The sequence below is a fragment of the Arthrobacter sp. 49Tsu3.1M3 genome (assembly GCF_900168135.1).
Taxonomy (GTDB): domain Bacteria; phylum Actinomycetota; class Actinomycetes; order Actinomycetales; family Micrococcaceae; genus Arthrobacter.
On sequence record NZ_FUZD01000013.1, the window covers coordinates 1 to 17,345 of the forward strand.

Below are 17,345 nucleotides of genomic sequence, written 5' to 3' on the forward strand. Positions count from 1 at the left end.
CATCGTTCGACTTGCATGTGTTAAGCACGCCGCCAGCGTTCATCCTGAGCCAGGATCAAACTCTCCGTTGAAGTAAAACAGACACAACCGGCACCCCCGGGAAAACGGGAGAAACCAGCTGCACAAAATTTGAAACCAGCCAAAAACACCAGACCACACCACGGGGTGGCGGGCCCGGCAAATTCAACCAATTCAATACAATAAATTGGTATCAACAAACTTGGCACACTATTGAGTTCTCAAACAACAGACACACCCGGCACCACCACAACCATTTCAGTCGAGGATCGCTCCGGAGCAACTTTTCAAACTTACCCGATCTTGGAAGTCTTTGCAAATTCGCATTTCTGCGATTTACATTCGTCCAAGAAGGTCCCCACCGTTATTTAGCACGCAAATTCGCGAACCATTTTCAGGCTGTTTAGAAGGGGGTCGGTCGCTTTCTTTCCGCATCAGCGGCGGCGACTCGAATTACTTTACACGCCGGGAGGACCCTGCACAAATCGGCCCCGTGAGGGGGTCCTGTAGCGTCATATTCCCCGGAATCACGCGGATTACGGCCGCCCCAGCCGCCCCCAAGAGCCAGCCGCCCGGCGTCGGGCTTCTATGGAGTGGGTCACACGCGCACAGCGCGAGGCTTCGTTCCCGGTGCCATACTCAGAGCGTGACGACGTCGTACACGTTCCGTGCCGAGCTGTGGCACTACCCCGAGGAAGCCGGCTGGCACTTCATCACCTTGCCGCCAGAGCTGACGGAGGAGCTTAAGGACCAGGCCGCTCCGTTCCGGAAGAGCTTCGGTTCGGTGAAAGTGAGCGCCTGCATCGCCGCGCAGCGGTGGCAGACGTCGCTCTTCCCGGACAGCAGGACCAACTCGTATCTCCTCCCCGTCAAGAAGGCCATCAGAACTGCAGCCGACATCCGCGCCGGAGACGAGGTGGACGTGGAAATCGATCTGATTTTCGAGGGCTGACAGCAGGGACTGGATTGCAGGGGTGACTGCGGCGCGACTCGAGCGCTTGTGCTCTCCGTCGCGCCGCCGCTTGAAGGAGCCGCTGCTTGAAGGAACAGTTCACCCCGCCGGAGATGCCTCCACGAAAGCCACTTGCGTGGCGTATTGCTGATAGAGCTTGACGGCCTCGTCGATCTCGATGTGGCCGAAGTTCAGCGCGACCTGCAGCCCCTCCAGCTGGGCGCTGGCGGTCTCGGCCGCGCTTACACGGTCCGCCACCGAACGGGACGTGGCAAAGTTCGTGGCCAGCGCCGCGGCGATGGAACAGATCACCGCCAGCAGGCACAGCCCGCGCCACACCACCGAGTCGTCGGGCAGGTTGAAGATGTTAGCCACCGCTTCAGTGAACCCCGTGCCACCGGCGGCGGGGCCGGCCGCGAACGCGGCGGCCAGCGCACTGCCCACGATGCCGATGCTGGCCAGCCGGGAGCGGCGGGGCCGTTCCCGGCCAAGGTAGGACTGAAGGTCCCGTTGCTTCTGGTCGATGCGGTTGGACAGTCTTTGCCGCGTATCAGATGTTTCGTCCATGACCTGGTCCCCGGTTCCCTCGCCGATCGTGTCCGCACGCCTGGAAAATGGGATCCGGCTTGCCACCGGATCCCCCGGGGTTCTCCCAGCTGGGACGGGATCTCCCTGCCCCGTTGCCGCTCTCCTCCCGAAACGCGCACACGTTCAGGATGCTCCCGCGCCACTGCGGGTGTCTAGACACTTGACCGACGACGCCGGCGTTCCCCGCCCGTCCGAGCGGGCCGGGGTGCCCCGAGGTTCTGCCGCCGCCGCTATTCGCTCGTCGGCGCCTTCACGTCGGCTGCCGCGTGCAGGGCGGTCTCGGTGGGAGGCCGCCAGATTGGCGTGCCGTCGAGGGAGAGGTCAGCCGGTGGAGCAGTCACATGGGCCGTGATCCCCTGGGAGCGGAGCTCGGCCTCAAGTATGAGCAGCATCGTCTCCGCCATGCCTCTAGAGAGTTCGCCTTTGGTGTCAGTCCAAATCATGGGGCCCAGTTCGGTCAGATAGACGTCAGAGACGTAGTTTGGCGTGTACTGGGGGTAGTCGCCAGTCATTTCGGCCGGGGTCAGTTCCTTGCCGTTCTGATCCACCGACATAAAGCGCCCTGCCGCGGCATACAACGCCGCGGCCGCCTTGTCCTGATCGTCGGTCTCGACAAGGAACCCGGGTGACGTTTCCCATCCGTCACCTAGTCCTTCCTCGTACCTCTCGCCCTGCTGGTCGAAGATGTCAGGTGCCACGGTTACGCTCACCGCGCTGTTTCCCTTCACGCTGCCATCGTGGGCGATGGACGGGCTCGGCTGAGGACTCGGGGTTGAGGGTGCCGCACGCATGGTAGGCGAATCGAAGGCCGGAACCAGCTGCACGGATCCGGAGCATCCGGCCAGCGCCATGCCGAGAGCCACCACTGCTGCCCCAAAACGATGTCGTCCTGACATGTATTTCTCCCCCCGGCGTCTACCAGCCGAGGTCAGTGTAAGCCTCACCCTCCGCCCCGCAGTAGACCTAGCTTGCGGGGTCGTACTGGAAAGCGCGCACCTCCTGCGCGCAACGGCAGGCAGCCGCGATTTTCGCGGCCCACTCCACGGCCGCCTCGTACGAAGGCAGCTCCAGCACCGAGTAGCCGCCTTCGAGCTGTCTCGTCTGCGGGTAGGTGCCCTCGCGCACGGTCCCATCGCCGTCGACCATAACGGGCGGGATGCTCTCATCGATGCCTCCGCCGAACACCCAGACGCCGGCGTCCTTCGCCTCCTGGACGACCGCGTGCGAGGCATCCGAAACAGCCTGCAGGTCTCCGTCAGGGAGGACCATGGCGGCACTGGGAAACGAGATCAGATACTTGGTCATTCGCGTCGACTCCTTGTTTGCACTACGGCGATCGCGTTCATCCTCGCCGATGACCTCGTGCCACGCACCGGTCTTGGCGGGTTCCGCGGAGGCCGGTGTCCGCCCCCGATCCGCCTGCCGACGGCCGGCTCCTGCTGCGTCACCGTGCCTGCGGCGTACCTGGACCGTCAGGCAGCACCCGATCCGTACGGACGCGTGATCGCCTCAAGGAAATGCCCGTCAGGATCCGCGAAGTAGACGCCGCGTCCGCCGTCGTTGTGGTTGATCTGCTGTGGGCGGGACCGTCCGGGGTCCGCCCAGTAGGGGATGCCCTCGGCCTGGATCCTTGCGAAGATTCCGTCGAAGTCCTCCTCGCTGACCAGGAAGGCGTAGTGCTGCGGGGCGATGGGTGGGGCCGCCGTGGCGAAATCGAGGGCCACCCCGTGCTCAAGGGGCACGGTCATGAAAGACCACATGGGTTGGGGTTCCGGCAGCCCGAGCACGTTGGCCAGGAACTTCGCCGACCGCCGCTTGTCCGTTGCGTAGACGATGGTGTGGTTGAAAGCGACCGTCATGGCGACCTCCTCCGGTGTGGTTGTTTGAGACCATCTGACATCCGGCACTCCTCAGATTTCAAGAGCGCCAGCTACGTCCCTGGAACGTCATGGCATGCGGTGCAAGCCCACCTCAAGCCCACTTGAGCGACACCCGGCGATCACAGAACGCCGCCACGAAGCGCTGAGCTCCGCACAGTGACCGCACGACGTCAGGCCTGACCCCCGCCTCGCTGGAGGTGGGGGGCAGGCCCGTGCGGTTACTGGCGTGAGGCTGCCGGGATTCAGTCAGCCCTGGATGGACCGCAGGGATGCGTACGGTTCGCTGGGCAGGTTGCCTGCCATCCAGGGGCGGGTGGACCGGATGGGAGGGGTGTGGCCCCGGCCGTCCCGGACGACCGCGACGATAGTGGCGACGGCTGCGAAGACCAGGAGTCCGGCGAGCAGGAGAGCGGCAAATTCCATGTGAGAAGCACCTCGGGCGAGTGATGGAGCTGGTTGTTGGGGCGGATGATGGAGCAGGTTGTTGGGCCGGAATCCCGGATGATCGGTGCGGGGTTAGGTTTGCGGCTGGGGTTCAGGTTTCCGGCCCTTTTTGTGGGGACATGTCCAGTTTCCGCACCCACCGTGTGAGCCACCGTGTGAGCATTTTCCGCTTTGGTTTCCGGCCCGCTTCCCGCTCCCCTCGGCTCCGGTCAGGCGCCGATCATGCGCCGGTCAGGCGCCGTCGCTCCCCCGGTGCACGCTCTCCGTCGGCCCCTCCCGCGCGCCCGCTGGCGGCGTAGCATGACTCATATGGCCGAGACTTGGATTCGGCTCCTCGGTCCGCCCCGGATCGAGTCCGCTGGCACCGCACCCCGGCAGCCCCGGGGCCGCAAGGCCTGGGCTGTGCTGGCCTACCTCGCGCTGCAACCGGGCGGCACCGGCCGGGCCCGGACGGCGGCCCTCCTGTTTCCCGACGCCGAGGACCCGCTCGGTGCCCTGCGCTGGAACCTCTCCGAGCTGCGCCGGACCCTCGGCGCGGAATCCGTGGGCGGCGACCCGTTGCGGCTGGTGCTGCCGGCCGGCTGGAACTGCGATGTGCTGGCGGCCCTGCGGCCGGCCGGCGACGACGACCCGCGGACCTTCGACGGCGAGCTCCTGGAGGGTCTCACCTTCGAAGAATGCCCGGCGTTCGAGTCCTGGCTCGAGGACCAGCGGCACCGGCTCGAGAACTCCGTCCTGACGCTGCTCTACGAGGCATCCCTCGCCGCGCTGGCGGCAGGAAACGCGGACGACGCCGTCGACCTCGCCACGCGCGCGCTGCACCTGGACCCCTTCAACGCCGACTGCCACGCAGTGCTGATCAAGGCCCTGGTGTCCTTGGGTGACTACCGTCGGGCGCGGGAGCAGGCCGACAAGTGCCGCGAGCTGTACCGCCGGGAGCTTGGGCTCGGTGTGCCCGCGGAGGTGCGGCGGGCACTGTCCGACGCGGCGCCCGCAGCAGAGCCCGGGCTGCCGGCCAGCTCGGCCGCGGTGCGGTCCTACCTCGATGCCGCCGAGGCGTCGCTCTCGGCAGGCTCGGTGGACCGCGGGGTGGAGCAGTTACGCCTCGCCACTGATCTCGCGCAGCGGACCGGCGATCATCACCTGCTCGCCGAATCCCTGGTCACTCTGTCCGGGGCACTGATCCACCAGACCGGCGGCCGCGGCGCCGAGGTGGCCGATCTCCTGCACAGAGCTTTACGAACAGAGGCGCTGAAGTCGGAGGGATTGGACCCGGAGTCGCTGGCGTCGGGGGGACGGAACCGCGGGCGGCCGGCGTCGCGGGTGGCGGCGGCCGCGTTCCGGGAGCTGGGGTACCTGTCCGTGCAGCGCGGCATTCCGGACCGTGCGGCCGGCTGGCTGGAGCAGGCGGCCCGGGCGGCGGACGGGTTCGACGACGAACGCTCCAGGATCCTGGCGATCCAGGGCATGGCGGCCTCGGACACCGCGCACTACGGAGAGGCGCTGGCCGCTTTGGCCGAATCGAGCCGGCTCGCCACCGCCGCGGGCGGCCGCCGACTTCTGGCATTCAGCCAGGCTCTGGCCGGCCGGGTGCATCTGCTGCGCGGTGATCTGGAGCCGGCGGCTGAATGCCTGGACCGGGCCCAGGAATTGATCGCGGCCGAGCACTGGACGGCGTTTGAGCCGTTTGTCGCCGGGCTCCGCGGCGAGACGTTCCTCGCCGCGGGCCGCCTGGAGGACGCCGCTCCCCTGATCGACCGCTCGTGGGTGATGGCCGACGTCGCCGGCGACCACTGCTACCTGACCCTGGCCGCCGGCGCCAAGGCGAGGCTCAGCATGGCGCTGGACGATCAGGCCGCGGCCGAATCGTGGCTGAAGCGGGGGCTCGACACCACCCCCTGGTATCTCTGGTACCGGGCGCGGCTGCTGGACACGGCCGCCGAGGTCGCGATTGACGCCGGCTCCCCCGCCGCCGGGGACTACGCCGACCGGCTGGGCACCATGGCCAGCCGCGGAGCCCTGCGCGAACTCGTGGTCCGGGCGCACTCGCACCGGGCGGTCCTGGGCGATGCTGCCGCCGCGGAGACCATCCCGTGGCTGGCCAAGGACATCGACAACCCGGCGCTCAATACTTACCTGGCACGGCGGGGCCAGCTCTGACTCCGGGCTGCGGCGCGCTGTGGCGCAGGGCGGCAGGGGCGAAAGACACTGCTGACTCGACGGGCGCCCGGTGCTACGGTAGCGAAATGGCAGCAACCTTGGTTCGCCCCAGACGCGGCAAAATCTTCGCAGGCGTGTGCGCTGCCTTGGCCGACCGCTTCGAAGTCCCCCGGGCTTTTGTCCGGCTCGGGTTTATGTTCTTCGGCCTGTTCGGCGTGGGTGAGTTCGTCTACGTCGCGTTGTGGATCCTCATCCCCCGCGACGACTAGCCGCAGACTCCTAGTGCGGTACCCCGCGCGGGGAGCCCCGGCCGGGATCAGGCACGCGACGGCAAAGCGGGCGGACGACGGCGGTGCGCCCGCCGTCGTCGTGCTGCTCTTGAAAGCACAGGCGGGTTAAACAAAAGCAGGGCCCGTCCGAAGACGGGCCCTGCTCGAAACCTACCGGTCCCGGGTATCTAAAAGGAAATTAGATAGCCTGGATGTTGGTGGCCTGGGGACCCTTGGGGCCCTGCTCGGTTTCGAAGGAGACCTTCTGGTTCTCTTCGAGGGAGCGGAAGCCGGAGGAGTTGATCGCAGAGTAGTGTGCGAAAACGTCCTGTGAGGAGTCATCGGGGGAAATGAAGCCGAAGCCCTTTTCAGCGTTAAACCATTTGACGGTACCAGTAGCCATTATTTTTGTCCTTCGTGAAGGTGGAGGAACTGTCCCGACTTTCGGGTCCTCCTGTTTGGGGTGCTCAAAACCGCTGCTTCAGAAGAACAAGGTCTTGCAACCTTGCGTACTGCCTGAACTACGAACTGCATAAACACAACAACAGGATCAACTGTACAGGAGATTGCGGACAGCATTTACCACGGCCCCGTTGTGCCCGCGGTCGGGGCGGGGGTCGGGGTCGTCAGCCTGGGAACCGACTGGAGTAGTCGCCCATGTCCGTGTGGCCTTTGAACCCAGGGGAACCGGAACGCCGTGCGCTTGGCACAGCCTGGTGTTGTCGTCACAAGTAGGCCGAAAAGGTAGCCAGAATTAAAGGTGCCCCGATGATGAGCGCAAGGAGCCATCCTGCACGGCGGCGTCTCGCACTGTCGACGAGAGTCCGCAGCTTAGCGAATTCAAATCGTAGGAATGACGGGGCCATCATGTCAGTGGGTTTACTGTGCCAAGTTCCCGGCTCCACTGCAGCAGCCGTGATCTCCACTATCTGCCTCGGGGTGAGTATGTTCGGACGGCCGCTCAGCCACCGTAGGAGCTGTCTGTCCGTGAGCGCAGCGACACCTGAGGGTCTTTCCCTCACCGTCAGGCTCTTCGGGGCAACGACGACTACAACACCGGTGACCTCCACGGGCTCGTTCACCTTACGGGTAAGAAGTTTCGCTGCCCTGGTGGCTTCATAGCTGGCGTTGTACAGGTGGCGCTGTTTCTTGCCGGCCACCATCAGAGTGCGACCTGCCACCCAAACAGATTGTCCCGCGTGGTTCTTGGTGTTGAGTGTGAATACGCCGGCCGGACCTATCAGAACGTGATCGATGTCGGATGTACCGGCACCCACCGGCACGGCATGCAGGACCGCCCACTCAGGCCCTAACCTCTCAAGGAGCCGTCCTACAGCTATCTCTCCGAGGGCGCCCTTGTACCAGGGGTATTCGTCGGGGCTCAGCGGATCGGCACCGAAAACACGCCTCAGGAAAGACCGCGGCGGCACACCCTCCCGGTCGGACAGAAGCTTCTCGATAACTGCCTGCCCGGCGATCCGATCAGTCAGCCCGGGAGGCTGAAGGACGTGATCCCGCCCTGGCGAATGATCCTGTGGTGGACGGTCGAATGTCATAGCTCCCTATGCGTGTGAACGAAGGCCCACTCTTGGGCCATCGACATGACCCCCGGCCGTGCCGGAACGCTCATGCAGACCATCCTCACAGGGACGCCGGCCACCGGCAGGATCCGTGCGGAATTCCTTGGGAAAGCCTGCGGGGACCTGTACATGACAGCAGGAAGCCTTATCCGACGGGAAACGCCCACTGCCCCCGCCCGGCAGGCCCGGACCGGCCATCCCGGACAGTCTCCAGGAAGCATCATCGCTCGAACGTGTCTCCTAGTTCCGGTTGAGGCCGAACCGTCTAGTGAGCAGTGCGTTCTTGAAGTGGGCTTCGGCAGCGTCTACCTGCGCTGCGGGCGCACTGGGCGAGAAGACTTGCAGGATGCTGAATTGAAAGTGATGTCGATGGCTGAGGTCGACGGTGTCCAATGCGCGCAGGGCTATATTGCCACCGTGCCCGTTCTTTGCGTACGCGTTCCAACGTCCGAGAAACCGCTCGGCCCCGTCGGCTTTACCCACATACAACTGACCGCTTTTGGTGTCTGCGATGAGGTAGATACCCTGCACGGAACTGAGGGCTGTCCGCCACTGGCCGTACCGGTCATCCTCGAGAATCGCTTGCAGCTCGCCGAAGCTAATAACGATCGAATCGAATCCGGGGAATGGCTCAGTCTTTGGATCGGAAATCTCGACGACGGGCATCGTACCGGCCTGCGTTCCGGACTTGGCCCAGTTCACGGTGTCTGCTGTCCACTCAATAACCAGGCGCTGCGTATGTGCCGAGAATACGGGCGAGTGCCGCAGATCGAAGAAGCGGAGGAGGTCGGTACGCTCCGCAACCAATTCGCCGTGGTTTTCGAAGGCGGTGAGAAACCGAGCGCGGCGGCCACTAGTGGCTAGAAAGTTCAGCCAGATCCTCGGAGGGGTCTTTCCAAGCTTGTTGTTGCGCCCCTGTTCGCGGGTATATGCCAGTAGCTTCGGTCCTGTGGCGTCCGCCTGAGTGGACAGCCCCGCAGAAGTAAGGGTGTGGCGAATGACAACTACATCATTTGGCGCTAGCCCGGCGGCCTGAAAGAGGTGTCCAAGTTTGAGATCACCTCGGGGCTCGCTGTCATGCATACCTACCTCGCTCTTGCCGTCGTCTGCAGCTTTGGGCTTCAGGAGTCAGCATACGGGCCGAGAGCCGCACCCGCCGTGCCCTACCCGATTGCCTGTACCGTGCCCGGCTGCGGGCATATCCTGCAGGAGGACCAGTCCCCGACCGTCAACTACCGGAGGAATATCCATGGAAATGCCCAAAGCGTCCGACGCCGACAAGGAGCACTTCCGCTCGGTGCTGCCGGACCATCCCGAGGTGGTGGTCAAGCCCATGTTCGGAAACCTCGGGGCGTTCGTGCACGGGAACATGTTCGCCGGCCTGTTCGGCCCCACCATCGGCGTGAAGCTGGCCGAGGCGGACAAGGAGCTGCTTGAAGGCACCGAGCGGACCGTTCCATTCGGGCCGCCCGAGCGTCCGATGGGCGGCTATACCGGGCTGCCGGAGATCTGGAACGCCGAGGGCGACGGCGATGAGGCGCGGGCGAAGGCTTGGGTGGAGAAGGCATTTGAGCATGTGGCCGGACTGCCGCCCAAGGAGCCGAAGGTTTCCAAGCCAAGGCCCAAAAAGTAGCCGCCCGACGCCGGCCCTTGAGGACCCGCGCATGGCCTTAGAAGGCTAGGGCTGGGAAACATTCACGAGTTCTGACCGGCTGCCGGTTTCCAGGTCCTCGGTCAGGGCCAGCGCGCCGATCTGGGGGCAGTGATACTTATACTCCCGGGAGTCCTTTTCAAGCGGCGTCCAGTCGTAGACCTTGACGCAGTCGGTGTACGTGCCTGACTTGGTGGAGACGGTCTCGCCGGTAGCTACGGTGTCCCGCATGTCTTCCGCGTGACCCACGTAGGATTCCTGCCGGTAGGAGTCGCCGACGCGCTGCTCGGCCTTCATCCAGATGCCTGCTTTTGCCCCATCTCTTCCATGGAGAAAGCTGCCGGAGTGGTTCACCAACATTCCATTCAAGTAGTTGTTCACGTCCTCGCCGAAGTACCAGACGTCGCCGTTTTTGTGTTGCGCCAGGTAGTCCCGGGTTTCCTCTACGAGCTGCCCGTTCTTGTACTCCTTGTCGAGATAGACCACCGTCTCCACGCCCTCTATGGTCTTGGTCTCCGGCAGGATTTGGATCTCGATCCTCTCGGTGACTTTTCCTTGCTCGGTGGCCTCGTACGTCAGTTTTTTGCCGACAGGGAGGGCGAAGTATTTGTTGGTGATTTCAGTGGTGAAATCGGCGGGATTGATCTGCGGGTTGTACTCCGCGGCCGTACTCCTTTTTGTGTTGTCGAGGACAAATAATGTCGCCCCGGCAACAACCAGCAACAGGACGATCACACCAAAGAAGATTTTGGTTCGCCGATTCATGACCGTTCCCACTCCCTCTGAGTAGAAATTCCTGTAGGGGGTCAGAGCACCGTTGCTTGCCCGTGGCCATGGGAAAAAGGTAGCGGTGCGCACGGAACCAGTACACCCTTGACGAATGTAGGCGCTCCAACCGCCGCGCGAGTGGCCCTGTGACCGCAGCACCTGGATTGCCGGAAGGAACCCCCGAGCAGGCTGCGCTCAAACGCCAACTGAAGCGCAGCTCAAGTCCTTAGGTGACCTGGGAAACGTGGCGGGCTGAAACCTACCGGACGGCTTTGTCTGCGTTTACCCGCCCATGTGCCCAGTATGTGCCCGTGCCAGACACCTTGTCGGCGGTTGACTCGACGTTTGCCCGGACTGACGTATTCGTGGCGCCAGCGTGGGAGCTCCAGGCGAGCGCGGCAGTTGCAGCGACGATGGGTGAGGACATCGAAGTCCCGTTGCCGACGTCGTACCCGAAAGAGCGATTGTTCTGCGTCCCGAGGACAAACGTGTGGTTCGGGAACGTTGAGTAGACATTCACTCCGGGTGCTGCGACGTCCACCCCGCTGGCTCCGTAAGTTGAGAACGATGCCTTGGTGTCGGTGTTGTCGGTAGCGGTGACGGCAATGACGTTGGGGTATGCGCCCGGATAGATCTTGGTCTGGTTACTGCCGTTGCCTGCTGCGGCAACGAGCACCACACCCTTACTCCAGGCGTTGTTGATGGCAGTTTCGAGGGTGCGTGACGCCCGCACTCCGAGGCTCATATTGATAACCTTCGCGCCGTTATTCACGGCCCAATTGATACCGTTCGCAAGGCTCGAGCTCGAGCCGACCCCGCTGTCGTTGAGAACTTTGCCGTCCAGGATGGTGCATCCCGGACACACACCGGCGACGCCATCCGTGTTGGTGGCGGTGGCGGCGACAATGCCGGCCACGTGCGTGCCGTGCCCGTAATTGTCCTCACCGGCTTTCCCATTGCTGAAGTTGGCGCGTGCAGCAACCTTCGGTGTGATGTCGACGTTGTCGCTGGCGACCCCGGAATCGAGAACGGCGACTTTGATGCCGCTCCCTGTCGTGACGCCCCAGGCTTCGACGGCGTCGACATCAGCGTCCGCTATGCCCCCGGCTACAGACAGCGTGTTGGCGGTGTTGGTAAATGCCTGACCGTTGTTTTGCAGAGCGTACTGGCGGGGGAAATATTCGTCAGCCGTAGCGGCGGTAACGGTTTCGTCCGGCTCGGCGTACTCAACTGCCGGATTCCGGCTGAGCGCTTCGACGAGCTGGAGCTCCCGGCCGGCCGGTACCTTGACGAGTTCAGCGCCAGTGCTGCCGACCCCGGGGCCCTCCCCGAGGCCGTGCTGGCGCAGTACGCCCGCTGCCGAGCCATTGTCGCGGAATTTGACGATGATCTGCCCGGCACTGGGTGACGACTGGGTCGCCGCGCTGCTCGTGGTCGCTGCGTTGCTTGGGGCTGCCAACGTGATGGTGCCGCAGCCTATGATTACCGCCGCGAAGCCAGCTATAACGGTTCGTTTCATGCGGAGTATCTTGCTTCAATCTGCGCCGGGTAGATAGGGGCTGTCGGCACATTACGTGCAGGCTTCCCGGGGACGTGGTCATCGTCTCCGCCGTCGTCGGGAGGTCCTATGGCCCCCTCGATGTGAACCTCCCCGAGAAATAGTCCGCATCGCCGGTTTGGATGCTCCCCGCGGGTTTAGGGTGAGACGGTCGGCACCCGCCGCGAAAACCCTCGAGGAGGGTGCATGACTTCCAGCCAGTCCAGCTCCGAACAATTCGGACAGCATCTGAAGAGCGTGGGCGGCTCAGAGGCCGACGCCGACGGTTCCGCCTACGTCGTCACGGAGGAAGACACCGTGGAAAGTGTCGTCTCGGGCCTGCGGATGAAACAGCAGGAGCACGGCAATCTGGCCAGCGAGCCCTCCATCCTCCATGCCTCGGCCCAAGTCCTCATCAGCAGGCGCGATGAGAAGGATCCGGCCCATCACGCCGGGACCTCCCAACCGGGGACGTATCAGCTGGACATTCACCTTGGCGGCGGCCACAGCACCCGGGAATCCATCCCCGAAAAGGACCTGGAATCCGCCCAGATCTGGGCACAGGGACGGATCGACGCCGAAGGTGCGGACTTCGGTGCCATCTACTTTCCCTCCGGGGGCGGCATTGCCCCCGGAACGGGTGCACTGGAGTGTAGCTACGACCGCGCGGTGGGCTGGTACCGGTAGGCTGCGTGCCCCCTGAGTAGGTCTTCTTCACCGAGCGGGACCGGAACCAGGCGCCGGAGATCGACGACGTCTCCATGGACGGGTGGGACCTCTACGCCGCGTCACGCAGGGCTTGGTGGACGCCAACGTTCGCAACGCCGTCGTCCTCACCGGCGACGTGCACCGCAACTGGGCCAACGACGTCAAGGTGGACTACAAGGACCCGGCGTCGCCCGTGGTCGGCTCGGAACTGGTGTGCACGTCCATCACGTCCACCGGCAACGGCTCGGGCTCCACCACGGACCCGGTAATGGCCTGGAACCCGCACCTGAAGTTCACCAACGACAACCGCGGCTACGTGAACACCCGCATCACGAAGGACGCCATGACCGCCGACTTCCGGACGCTGGACTACGTCACGACGCCGGGCGCGGCCGTGAGCACGAAGGCGTCGTTCGAGATTCGGGACGGGGTGCCGGGGCTGCAGTAGCGCCACTCCCCCGGCCCGCCGCCACTCACTGCTAGAGGCAGCTGGGCTGGTAAGCCGGATCGGCGGGCCCGGACAACCGGCTTAGTGCGTGGGCCGCAATCTGGTGCACCACGGGGTCGTTCGGGGTCTGGTCATGTTCGATCGCGTCGGCCGCGCACTTGTCCTGGATGGTGATGTTGGTGACCTGCCGCGCCGGCCCGCTGAGGAACTGGCTGTTGTAGGGAATGACCACTTCGTCGTGGACCGTGGAGATGACGGTGTAGGCGGGTCCCGCAACCGTATCGCCGAAGGAGTTGAGCTTCTGCATGAAAGCCGACCCCGCCTGCTGGTCTGCGCAGGCGGCACAGCCCACGCCGGTGTAGTTGGGATCCGGGACGGCGCCCGGCGGCGGGACGATCACCCCTTCGGTGCCGTGGTTGGAGGGTGCGATCCCGATGAGCTGGTGGACATTCTTGGCACCGCCGAGAAAGCCCATGTAGTAGCGGGGCATCATGCCGCCCTGGCTGTGGCCCACCAGATCTACCTTCTTGGCGCCGGTGGCGGAACGCACTTTGTCCACGAACGGGGCGAGTTGCTGCGCCGAGTCCGCGACCGGCGCGGTGGCATACACGCCGTTGGTTTCGCCGTAGTTGAGGGCGAAGACGCAGTACCCGGCGCTCTTGAGGTACGGCGAGAGGGTGGACCAGTTCTTGTCCATGCTCTCGAAGGTTCCAGGCACCAGGATGACCGGATACGGATGCTCAGCGCTTGGTTTGCAGGACCAGTCATTGGCAGCACCAAGACGACCACACCAAAGAAGATTTTGGTTCGTCGATTCATGACCGTTCCCACTCCTTCTGAGTAGAACTTCCTGCAGTGGGTCAGAGCGCCGTTGCCGGCCCATGGCTATGGCCATGGGAAAAAGGTAGCGGTCCGCACTGAACCAGAACACCCTTGACGAACACCGCCCTTGGCGAGGCACGCCGTCGTCGGGCACCTGTACGTAGCGACGCTGCGGGCATATCCTGCCAACAAAGCCAGCCCTGCACCTTGGCTACGGGAGAAGGACCATGGAGACCCCGACGGCCGCCCGACCTGCGGCTCCGCAAAGCGTCGACACCCTTATCGTCGGGGCCGGGCAGGCTGGCCTGGCCACGAGCTACTGGCTCAGCCGGGCCGGCGTCGAACATCAGTTGCTGGAACGGCGGGAAACGCTTGGCGGGGCGTGGCAGGACCGGTGGGACGCGTTTTGCCTGAACACGCCGAACTTCTCGCTCGCGCTGCCCGGCATGCCGTATGACGGCCCGGCCCCGGAAGCATTCATGCTGCGGGATGACCTCATCGGCCATTTCCGGCGCTATGCGGAGAGCATCGGCGCCCCTGTCCGGACGGGCACGGGTGTCACGCGCATCGCGCCCGCGGAGGGCGGCGGCTTCACCGTGGCCACAACTCAGGGCAGCTGGCGGGCCCGGACCGTGGTGCTCGCCACCGGCGGCTACCAGACGCCGAAAATCCCGGCACTGTCGGCGCACCTGCCTGGCCACATCCTGCAACTTCACACCGACAGCTACCGCAACCCGGGCCAACTGCCCGAGGGCGCCGTGCTCATCGTTGGCACCGGCCAGTCCGGCGGCCAGATCGCCGAGGAACTGCTCGCCGCCGGCCGCGACATCCATCTGGCGGTGTCCACGTGCCCGGAGGCACCACGCCGGTACCGCGGCCAGGACCTCCTCTATTGGATGATGCAGCTTGCAGAATTCGGCCCCGACTACGGATTGAACGGCCTCACCGCGGGGCAGTTGCCCTCCCCCGCGGCGAGGTTCGTCTGCAACCCGCTGGTGTCCGGCGCCGACGGCGGCCACGACATCCACCTGCGGGACCTCGGCCGGCGCGGCGTCCGGCTGCACGGCCATTTGGAAGCAGCCGACGACGGCGACCTGGTCTTCAGTGATGATCTTCCGGAACGCCTGGGCCTGGTGGAGGCGGCGTTCTACCAGCGGATTAAGCCGATGTTCGACAGCTATATTGCCGCCACCGGCATGTCGGCACCGGAGCCGGAGCCGCCGCGCCAGGACGGCTGGCTTCCGTCGGAGCCGGCGCGGCTGAACCTCGAGGCCGCCAACGTCACCTCGGTCCTCTGGGCCACGGGCTACCGGCTGGACTTCAGCATCCTGGACATCCCGGTGCTGGACGAATGGAACTACCCCCGCCACCACCGCGGCGTCACCGAACACCCGGGCCTGTACGCCGTCGGGTTGCCGTGGCTGACCGGGCACGGCTCGTCCATCGTGGCGGGCGTGGGCCGCGATGCCGAGTACATTGCGCAGCACATCGCGGAGAACACTGGGCAGAACACTGGGCAGAACATCGCCGGCCGTTGACGGCGGCGTTCCAGAGGGGTGGCTACCCCGCGAAGGGCCCGTCGAAGTCCACTGGTGCGGCGAGGCCGGCCGAGCTGAACCAGTCCCTGGCCCAGGCCTGGACCGAGGGCATCGCGAGTTGCTCGGCAACAAGCTCCGGCGGCCCGTCGAACACGGACTTCCCCTCCTCCAGGAGGTCCCCGGTTCCGCTGCCGGCGAGGAGCGCGAAGAGGGCAGGCTGGTCGAGGAAGGGAAGCTTCCCGCCGTCGCCGTCGGTCAGCACGCCCCAGCGCGAGGTGAACAGCGAAAACTCCTCCGGACGCTCCCCGTGGTCCGCCACGAGCGGGCAGGCTTCGCCGTCGAGCTGGATCCGCCGGTAATTGGGCTCCGTTTCGTCGAGGGCCAGCAGCTGGACATCGTCCAGCCACGAAAGCCAGACCGCCGTGCACTCCCCCATCAGCGGATACGGGGCGGCGGCGATGTAGCCGGCCCTGCTCACGTGGGCGGAGTGGCCGACGGCGATGTTGTCCAGCTGCCCCCGGACCAGCGGCAGGACAGTGCTGACAGGCTGGTGGTAGTTGGCGAATTTGCGCCGCATCACGTCGGCGCTTGAATTCGAACCGATGGCGACCACCAGTGAACGGGCGTCCAGCGGTGCCGCGCCGGCTTGCGCGAGGGCTTCATCCAGGCCGGCCGAAGGCTCAAGGGGCCGGAATTCATCGCCGTCCATGACACCCGAGGTCACGGGCGGGTCCCACGGATACAGCAGCGGATCGAGATGGCCGGCGCCGCCGGCCCCGCTCAGTCCCATGGAGTCAGCCGTCAGCCGGGTGAAGCCGTCGGCATCGTGCTGGAGACTAATCAAGGTGGCCCGCTTTCGTGGTCCGGACTTCCAGTGTCCCGCAATTTTGGGGGAAACGGAGCTTCGGGGGAACCGGACTTTCGGCGCTAGCGTCGACCAGCCCGCCGCTTCGGTACGAGGCCCTTCCTGAAATCCCCGACGCAACCACCCGCCACCAGGCTCCGCAGAGAGTCAAGATTGGTGACGGGGCCGGGCAGGCGGGGCTGGCCCACCAGCTACTGGCTCGCCCGTACGGCGTGGAGCACCATGCACGGGAACGGCGCGCCACGCCGGGCGGGGGCGTGGCAGGACCGAGGGGACTCGTTTTACCTGAACACGCCCAACTCCTCGTTCATGCTTCCGCCGCTGACATACGACGGTCCCGAGCCGGATGCTTTCCTCCCCGCGACGCCGCTATTAACCGGTTCCGCGACTATGCGCAGCGGATTGCAGCGCCGGTACAGCTGGGCACGGAGGCCACACGGATTGCCAGGGCGGGCGGCCACTTCAGCGTGGAGTCCGCCGGCGGGCGGTTCAGGGCAGAGAACATAGTCCTGGCGAACGGTGCCTTCCAGCTCCGCCCGAGCATCCCCGCCGCGTCCGCCGGTCTCCCGGGACATGTGCACCAGATCCACAGCCACGACTGCCGCGACCCTCAGCAACTGCCTGACAGTGCCGTGCTGGTGGTGGGCACGGGCCAGTCTGGCGGCCAGATCACAGAGGACCTGCCGCGAGGTCCCGTTGTCCGATTCCGCATGTCCGGAAGCGCCCCGCAGCTACCACGGCCAGGACACCATCTACTGGATCCTGCAGATCAAGCCGCACTGTCCCGCGTACGGCATCAACGGACTCCAGGTGGGGCAGCTCCCCTCCCCCGCCGCCCGCTTCATGTGCAATCCGCTGGTCTCGGCCAACCATGGCGGCAACAGTATCCATTTGCGGGACCTGGGCCGCCACGGCGTCCGGCTTCACGGCCGCTTCCAGGGAGCGAACGACGGCGTCCTCGCCTTCAGCGACGACTTCCCCCACCGCCTGGCGCTGTCGGAGGCCGGGTTCGGCCAGCGCCTCAAGCTGAAGGCGGAGGCCTACAGATTCAGTCCACCTCCGAACTAGCCCGCCGCTCCGCAGCGATGAGTGCCCGGTTCAGATTGGTGCGGCCCTG

Annotated in this window: 18 protein-coding genes, 1 rRNA gene and 3 pseudogenes; 9 read left to right on the forward strand and 13 right to left on the reverse strand. The window is 65.1% G+C overall.

Annotated elements, in window-relative coordinates; translation table 11 throughout:
- A 16S ribosomal RNA gene (locus B5X90_RS13925) occupies positions 1 to 71 on the reverse strand; the annotation flags it as partial.
- A 593-nt stretch (positions 72 to 664) separates the two neighbouring features.
- On the opposite strand from B5X90_RS13925, the gene B5X90_RS13930 reads away from it, so the two are divergent.
- The gene (locus B5X90_RS13930) at positions 665 to 970 is read left to right on the forward strand and encodes a DUF1905 domain-containing protein (RefSeq protein ID WP_079554015.1); all 306 of its coding nucleotides are present in this window, start codon (positions 665 to 667) and stop codon (positions 968 to 970) included.
- A 99-nt stretch (positions 971 to 1,069) separates the two neighbouring features.
- On the opposite strand, the gene B5X90_RS13935 is transcribed toward B5X90_RS13930, so the two are convergent.
- The 5 genes from B5X90_RS13935 to B5X90_RS21280 all read right to left on the reverse strand — a co-directional run bounded on the left by B5X90_RS13935 (position 1,070) and on the right by B5X90_RS21280 (position 3,861).
- Complete coding sequence (locus B5X90_RS13935) at positions 1,070 to 1,537, reverse strand: hypothetical protein (protein ID WP_079554166.1); 468 nt, start codon at positions 1,535 to 1,537, stop codon at positions 1,070 to 1,072.
- 251 nt (positions 1,538 to 1,788) lie between these two features.
- Positions 1,789 to 2,268, reverse strand: a complete 480-nt coding sequence (locus tag B5X90_RS13940) for a hypothetical protein (RefSeq protein WP_079554017.1) — start codon at positions 2,266 to 2,268, stop codon at positions 1,789 to 1,791.
- 253 nt (positions 2,269 to 2,521) lie between these two features.
- Entirely contained in the window at positions 2,522 to 2,863 is a 342-nt protein-coding gene (locus tag B5X90_RS13945; RefSeq protein WP_079554019.1) for a YciI family protein, read from the reverse strand.
- 167 nt (positions 2,864 to 3,030) lie between these two features.
- Positions 3,031 to 3,417, reverse strand: a complete 387-nt coding sequence (locus tag B5X90_RS13950) for a VOC family protein (protein WP_079554022.1) — start codon at positions 3,415 to 3,417, stop codon at positions 3,031 to 3,033.
- A gap of 267 nt (positions 3,418 to 3,684) precedes the next feature.
- Positions 3,685 to 3,861, reverse strand: coding sequence for a hypothetical protein (locus B5X90_RS21280; protein ID WP_179129150.1), 177 nt, complete (start codon positions 3,859 to 3,861; stop codon positions 3,685 to 3,687).
- Between the two features lie 330 nt (positions 3,862 to 4,191).
- Here B5X90_RS21280 and B5X90_RS13955 point away from each other — a divergent pair, with 330 nt between their 5' ends.
- Positions 4,192 to 6,042: a BTAD domain-containing putative transcriptional regulator gene (locus B5X90_RS13955; protein ID WP_079554024.1), complete on the forward strand. Its 1,851-nt coding sequence runs from the start codon at positions 4,192 to 4,194 to the stop codon at positions 6,040 to 6,042.
- 86 nt (positions 6,043 to 6,128) lie between these two features.
- Positions 6,129 to 6,311 carry a PspC domain-containing protein gene (locus tag B5X90_RS13960; RefSeq protein WP_026266527.1) on the forward strand — a complete coding sequence of 61 codons (183 nt, stop codon included), beginning with the start codon at positions 6,129 to 6,131 and terminating at the stop codon, positions 6,309 to 6,311.
- A gap of 199 nt (positions 6,312 to 6,510) precedes the next feature.
- On the opposite strand, the gene B5X90_RS13965 is transcribed toward B5X90_RS13960, so the two are convergent.
- From B5X90_RS13965 to B5X90_RS13975, 3 genes are all read right to left on the reverse strand, one after another.
- Positions 6,511 to 6,714 carry a cold-shock protein gene (locus tag B5X90_RS13965; protein ID WP_011690916.1) on the reverse strand — a complete coding sequence of 68 codons (204 nt, stop codon included), beginning with the start codon at positions 6,712 to 6,714 and terminating at the stop codon, positions 6,511 to 6,513.
- A gap of 322 nt (positions 6,715 to 7,036) precedes the next feature.
- Positions 7,037 to 7,867, reverse strand: coding sequence for a nuclease-related domain-containing protein (locus tag B5X90_RS13970; RefSeq protein WP_079554027.1), 831 nt, complete (start codon positions 7,865 to 7,867; stop codon positions 7,037 to 7,039).
- 264 nt (positions 7,868 to 8,131) lie between these two features.
- Positions 8,132 to 8,974 (reverse strand): GIY-YIG nuclease family protein, encoded by an 843-nt coding sequence (locus B5X90_RS13975; protein ID WP_079554029.1) that lies wholly within the window; start codon positions 8,972 to 8,974, stop codon positions 8,132 to 8,134.
- A gap of 166 nt (positions 8,975 to 9,140) precedes the next feature.
- On the opposite strand from B5X90_RS13975, the gene B5X90_RS13980 reads away from it, so the two are divergent.
- Positions 9,141 to 9,524, forward strand: a complete 384-nt coding sequence (locus B5X90_RS13980) for a TfoX/Sxy family protein (RefSeq protein ID WP_079554031.1) — start codon at positions 9,141 to 9,143, stop codon at positions 9,522 to 9,524.
- Positions 9,525 to 9,569: 45 nt separating this feature from the next.
- On the opposite strand, the gene B5X90_RS13985 is transcribed toward B5X90_RS13980, so the two are convergent.
- Together B5X90_RS13985 and B5X90_RS13990 are read right to left on the reverse strand one after the other, a co-directional pair.
- A complete protein-coding gene (locus B5X90_RS13985; protein WP_079554033.1) occupies positions 9,570 to 10,307 on the reverse strand; it encodes a hypothetical protein in 738 nt (245 codons plus the stop codon).
- Positions 10,308 to 10,569: 262 nt separating this feature from the next.
- Positions 10,570 to 11,829 carry a S8 family serine peptidase gene (locus B5X90_RS13990; protein ID WP_079554035.1) on the reverse strand — a complete coding sequence of 420 codons (1,260 nt, stop codon included), beginning with the start codon at positions 11,827 to 11,829 and terminating at the stop codon, positions 10,570 to 10,572.
- A gap of 225 nt (positions 11,830 to 12,054) precedes the next feature.
- Between B5X90_RS13990 and B5X90_RS13995 the strand changes: the two genes are divergently transcribed.
- Together B5X90_RS13995 and B5X90_RS14000 are read left to right on the forward strand one after the other, a co-directional pair.
- Complete coding sequence (locus B5X90_RS13995; RefSeq protein ID WP_079554037.1) at positions 12,055 to 12,534, forward strand: hypothetical protein; 480 nt, start codon at positions 12,055 to 12,057, stop codon at positions 12,532 to 12,534.
- 20 nt (positions 12,535 to 12,554) lie between these two features.
- Positions 12,555 to 13,003 (forward strand): annotated as a pseudogene (locus tag B5X90_RS14000) (alkaline phosphatase D family protein); the annotation flags it as partial.
- A gap of 31 nt (positions 13,004 to 13,034) precedes the next feature.
- Here B5X90_RS14000 and B5X90_RS14005 read toward each other — a convergent pair.
- Positions 13,035 to 13,775 (reverse strand): annotated as a pseudogene (locus B5X90_RS14005) (esterase/lipase family protein); the annotation flags it as partial.
- Positions 13,776 to 14,052: 277 nt separating this feature from the next.
- Between B5X90_RS14005 and B5X90_RS14010 the strand changes: the two are divergent.
- Positions 14,053 to 15,363 (forward strand): flavin-containing monooxygenase, encoded by a 1,311-nt coding sequence (locus B5X90_RS14010; protein ID WP_079554039.1) that lies wholly within the window; start codon positions 14,053 to 14,055, stop codon positions 15,361 to 15,363.
- A gap of 22 nt (positions 15,364 to 15,385) precedes the next feature.
- On the opposite strand, the gene B5X90_RS14015 is transcribed toward B5X90_RS14010, so the two are convergent.
- A complete protein-coding gene (locus B5X90_RS14015) occupies positions 15,386 to 16,207 on the reverse strand; it encodes a hypothetical protein (protein WP_079554041.1) in 822 nt (273 codons plus the stop codon).
- A gap of 278 nt (positions 16,208 to 16,485) precedes the next feature.
- On the opposite strand from B5X90_RS14015, the pseudogene B5X90_RS21670 reads away from it, so the two are divergent.
- Positions 16,486 to 16,857 (forward strand): annotated as a pseudogene (locus B5X90_RS21670) (NAD(P)-binding domain-containing protein); the annotation flags it as partial.
- A 67-nt stretch (positions 16,858 to 16,924) separates the two neighbouring features.
- The gene (locus tag B5X90_RS21675; RefSeq protein ID WP_256860234.1) at positions 16,925 to 17,296 is read left to right on the forward strand and encodes a hypothetical protein; all 372 of its coding nucleotides are present in this window, start codon (positions 16,925 to 16,927) and stop codon (positions 17,294 to 17,296) included.
- Positions 17,297 to 17,345 lie beyond the last annotated feature (49 nt).

What these genes read in the sequence shown, in the direction of transcription:
- B5X90_RS13965 (WP_011690916.1), bottom strand. Translation starts at nt 6,714, where the DNA reads ATGGCTACTGGTACCGTCAAATGGTTTAACGCTGAAAAGGGCTTCGGC.
- B5X90_RS13955 (WP_079554024.1), top strand. Translation starts at nt 4,192, where the DNA reads ATGGCCGAGACTTGGATTCGGCTCCTCGGTCCGCCCCGGATCGAGTCC.
- B5X90_RS13960 (WP_026266527.1), top strand. Translation starts at nt 6,129, where the DNA reads ATGGCAGCAACCTTGGTTCGCCCCAGACGCGGCAAAATCTTCGCAGGC.
- B5X90_RS13980 (WP_079554031.1), top strand. Translation starts at nt 9,141, where the DNA reads ATGGAAATGCCCAAAGCGTCCGACGCCGACAAGGAGCACTTCCGCTCG.
- B5X90_RS13935 (WP_079554166.1), bottom strand. Translation starts at nt 1,537, where the DNA reads ATGGACGAAACATCTGATACGCGGCAAAGACTGTCCAACCGCATCGAC.
- B5X90_RS21280 (WP_179129150.1), bottom strand. Translation starts at nt 3,861, where the DNA reads ATGGAATTTGCCGCTCTCCTGCTCGCCGGACTCCTGGTCTTCGCAGCC.
- B5X90_RS13995 (WP_079554037.1), top strand. Translation starts at nt 12,055, where the DNA reads ATGACTTCCAGCCAGTCCAGCTCCGAACAATTCGGACAGCATCTGAAG.
- B5X90_RS13970 (WP_079554027.1), bottom strand. Translation starts at nt 7,867, where the DNA reads ATGACATTCGACCGTCCACCACAGGATCATTCGCCAGGGCGGGATCAC.
- B5X90_RS13950 (WP_079554022.1), bottom strand. Translation starts at nt 3,417, where the DNA reads ATGACGGTCGCTTTCAACCACACCATCGTCTACGCAACGGACAAGCGG.
- B5X90_RS13975 (WP_079554029.1), bottom strand. Translation starts at nt 8,974, where the DNA reads ATGCATGACAGCGAGCCCCGAGGTGATCTCAAACTTGGACACCTCTTT.
- B5X90_RS14010 (WP_079554039.1), top strand. Translation starts at nt 14,053, where the DNA reads ATGGAGACCCCGACGGCCGCCCGACCTGCGGCTCCGCAAAGCGTCGAC.
- B5X90_RS13985 (WP_079554033.1), bottom strand. Translation starts at nt 10,307, where the DNA reads ATGAATCGGCGAACCAAAATCTTCTTTGGTGTGATCGTCCTGTTGCTG.
- B5X90_RS13990 (WP_079554035.1), bottom strand. Translation starts at nt 11,829, where the DNA reads ATGAAACGAACCGTTATAGCTGGCTTCGCGGCGGTAATCATAGGCTGC.
- B5X90_RS13945 (WP_079554019.1), bottom strand. Translation starts at nt 2,863, where the DNA reads ATGACCAAGTATCTGATCTCGTTTCCCAGTGCCGCCATGGTCCTCCCT.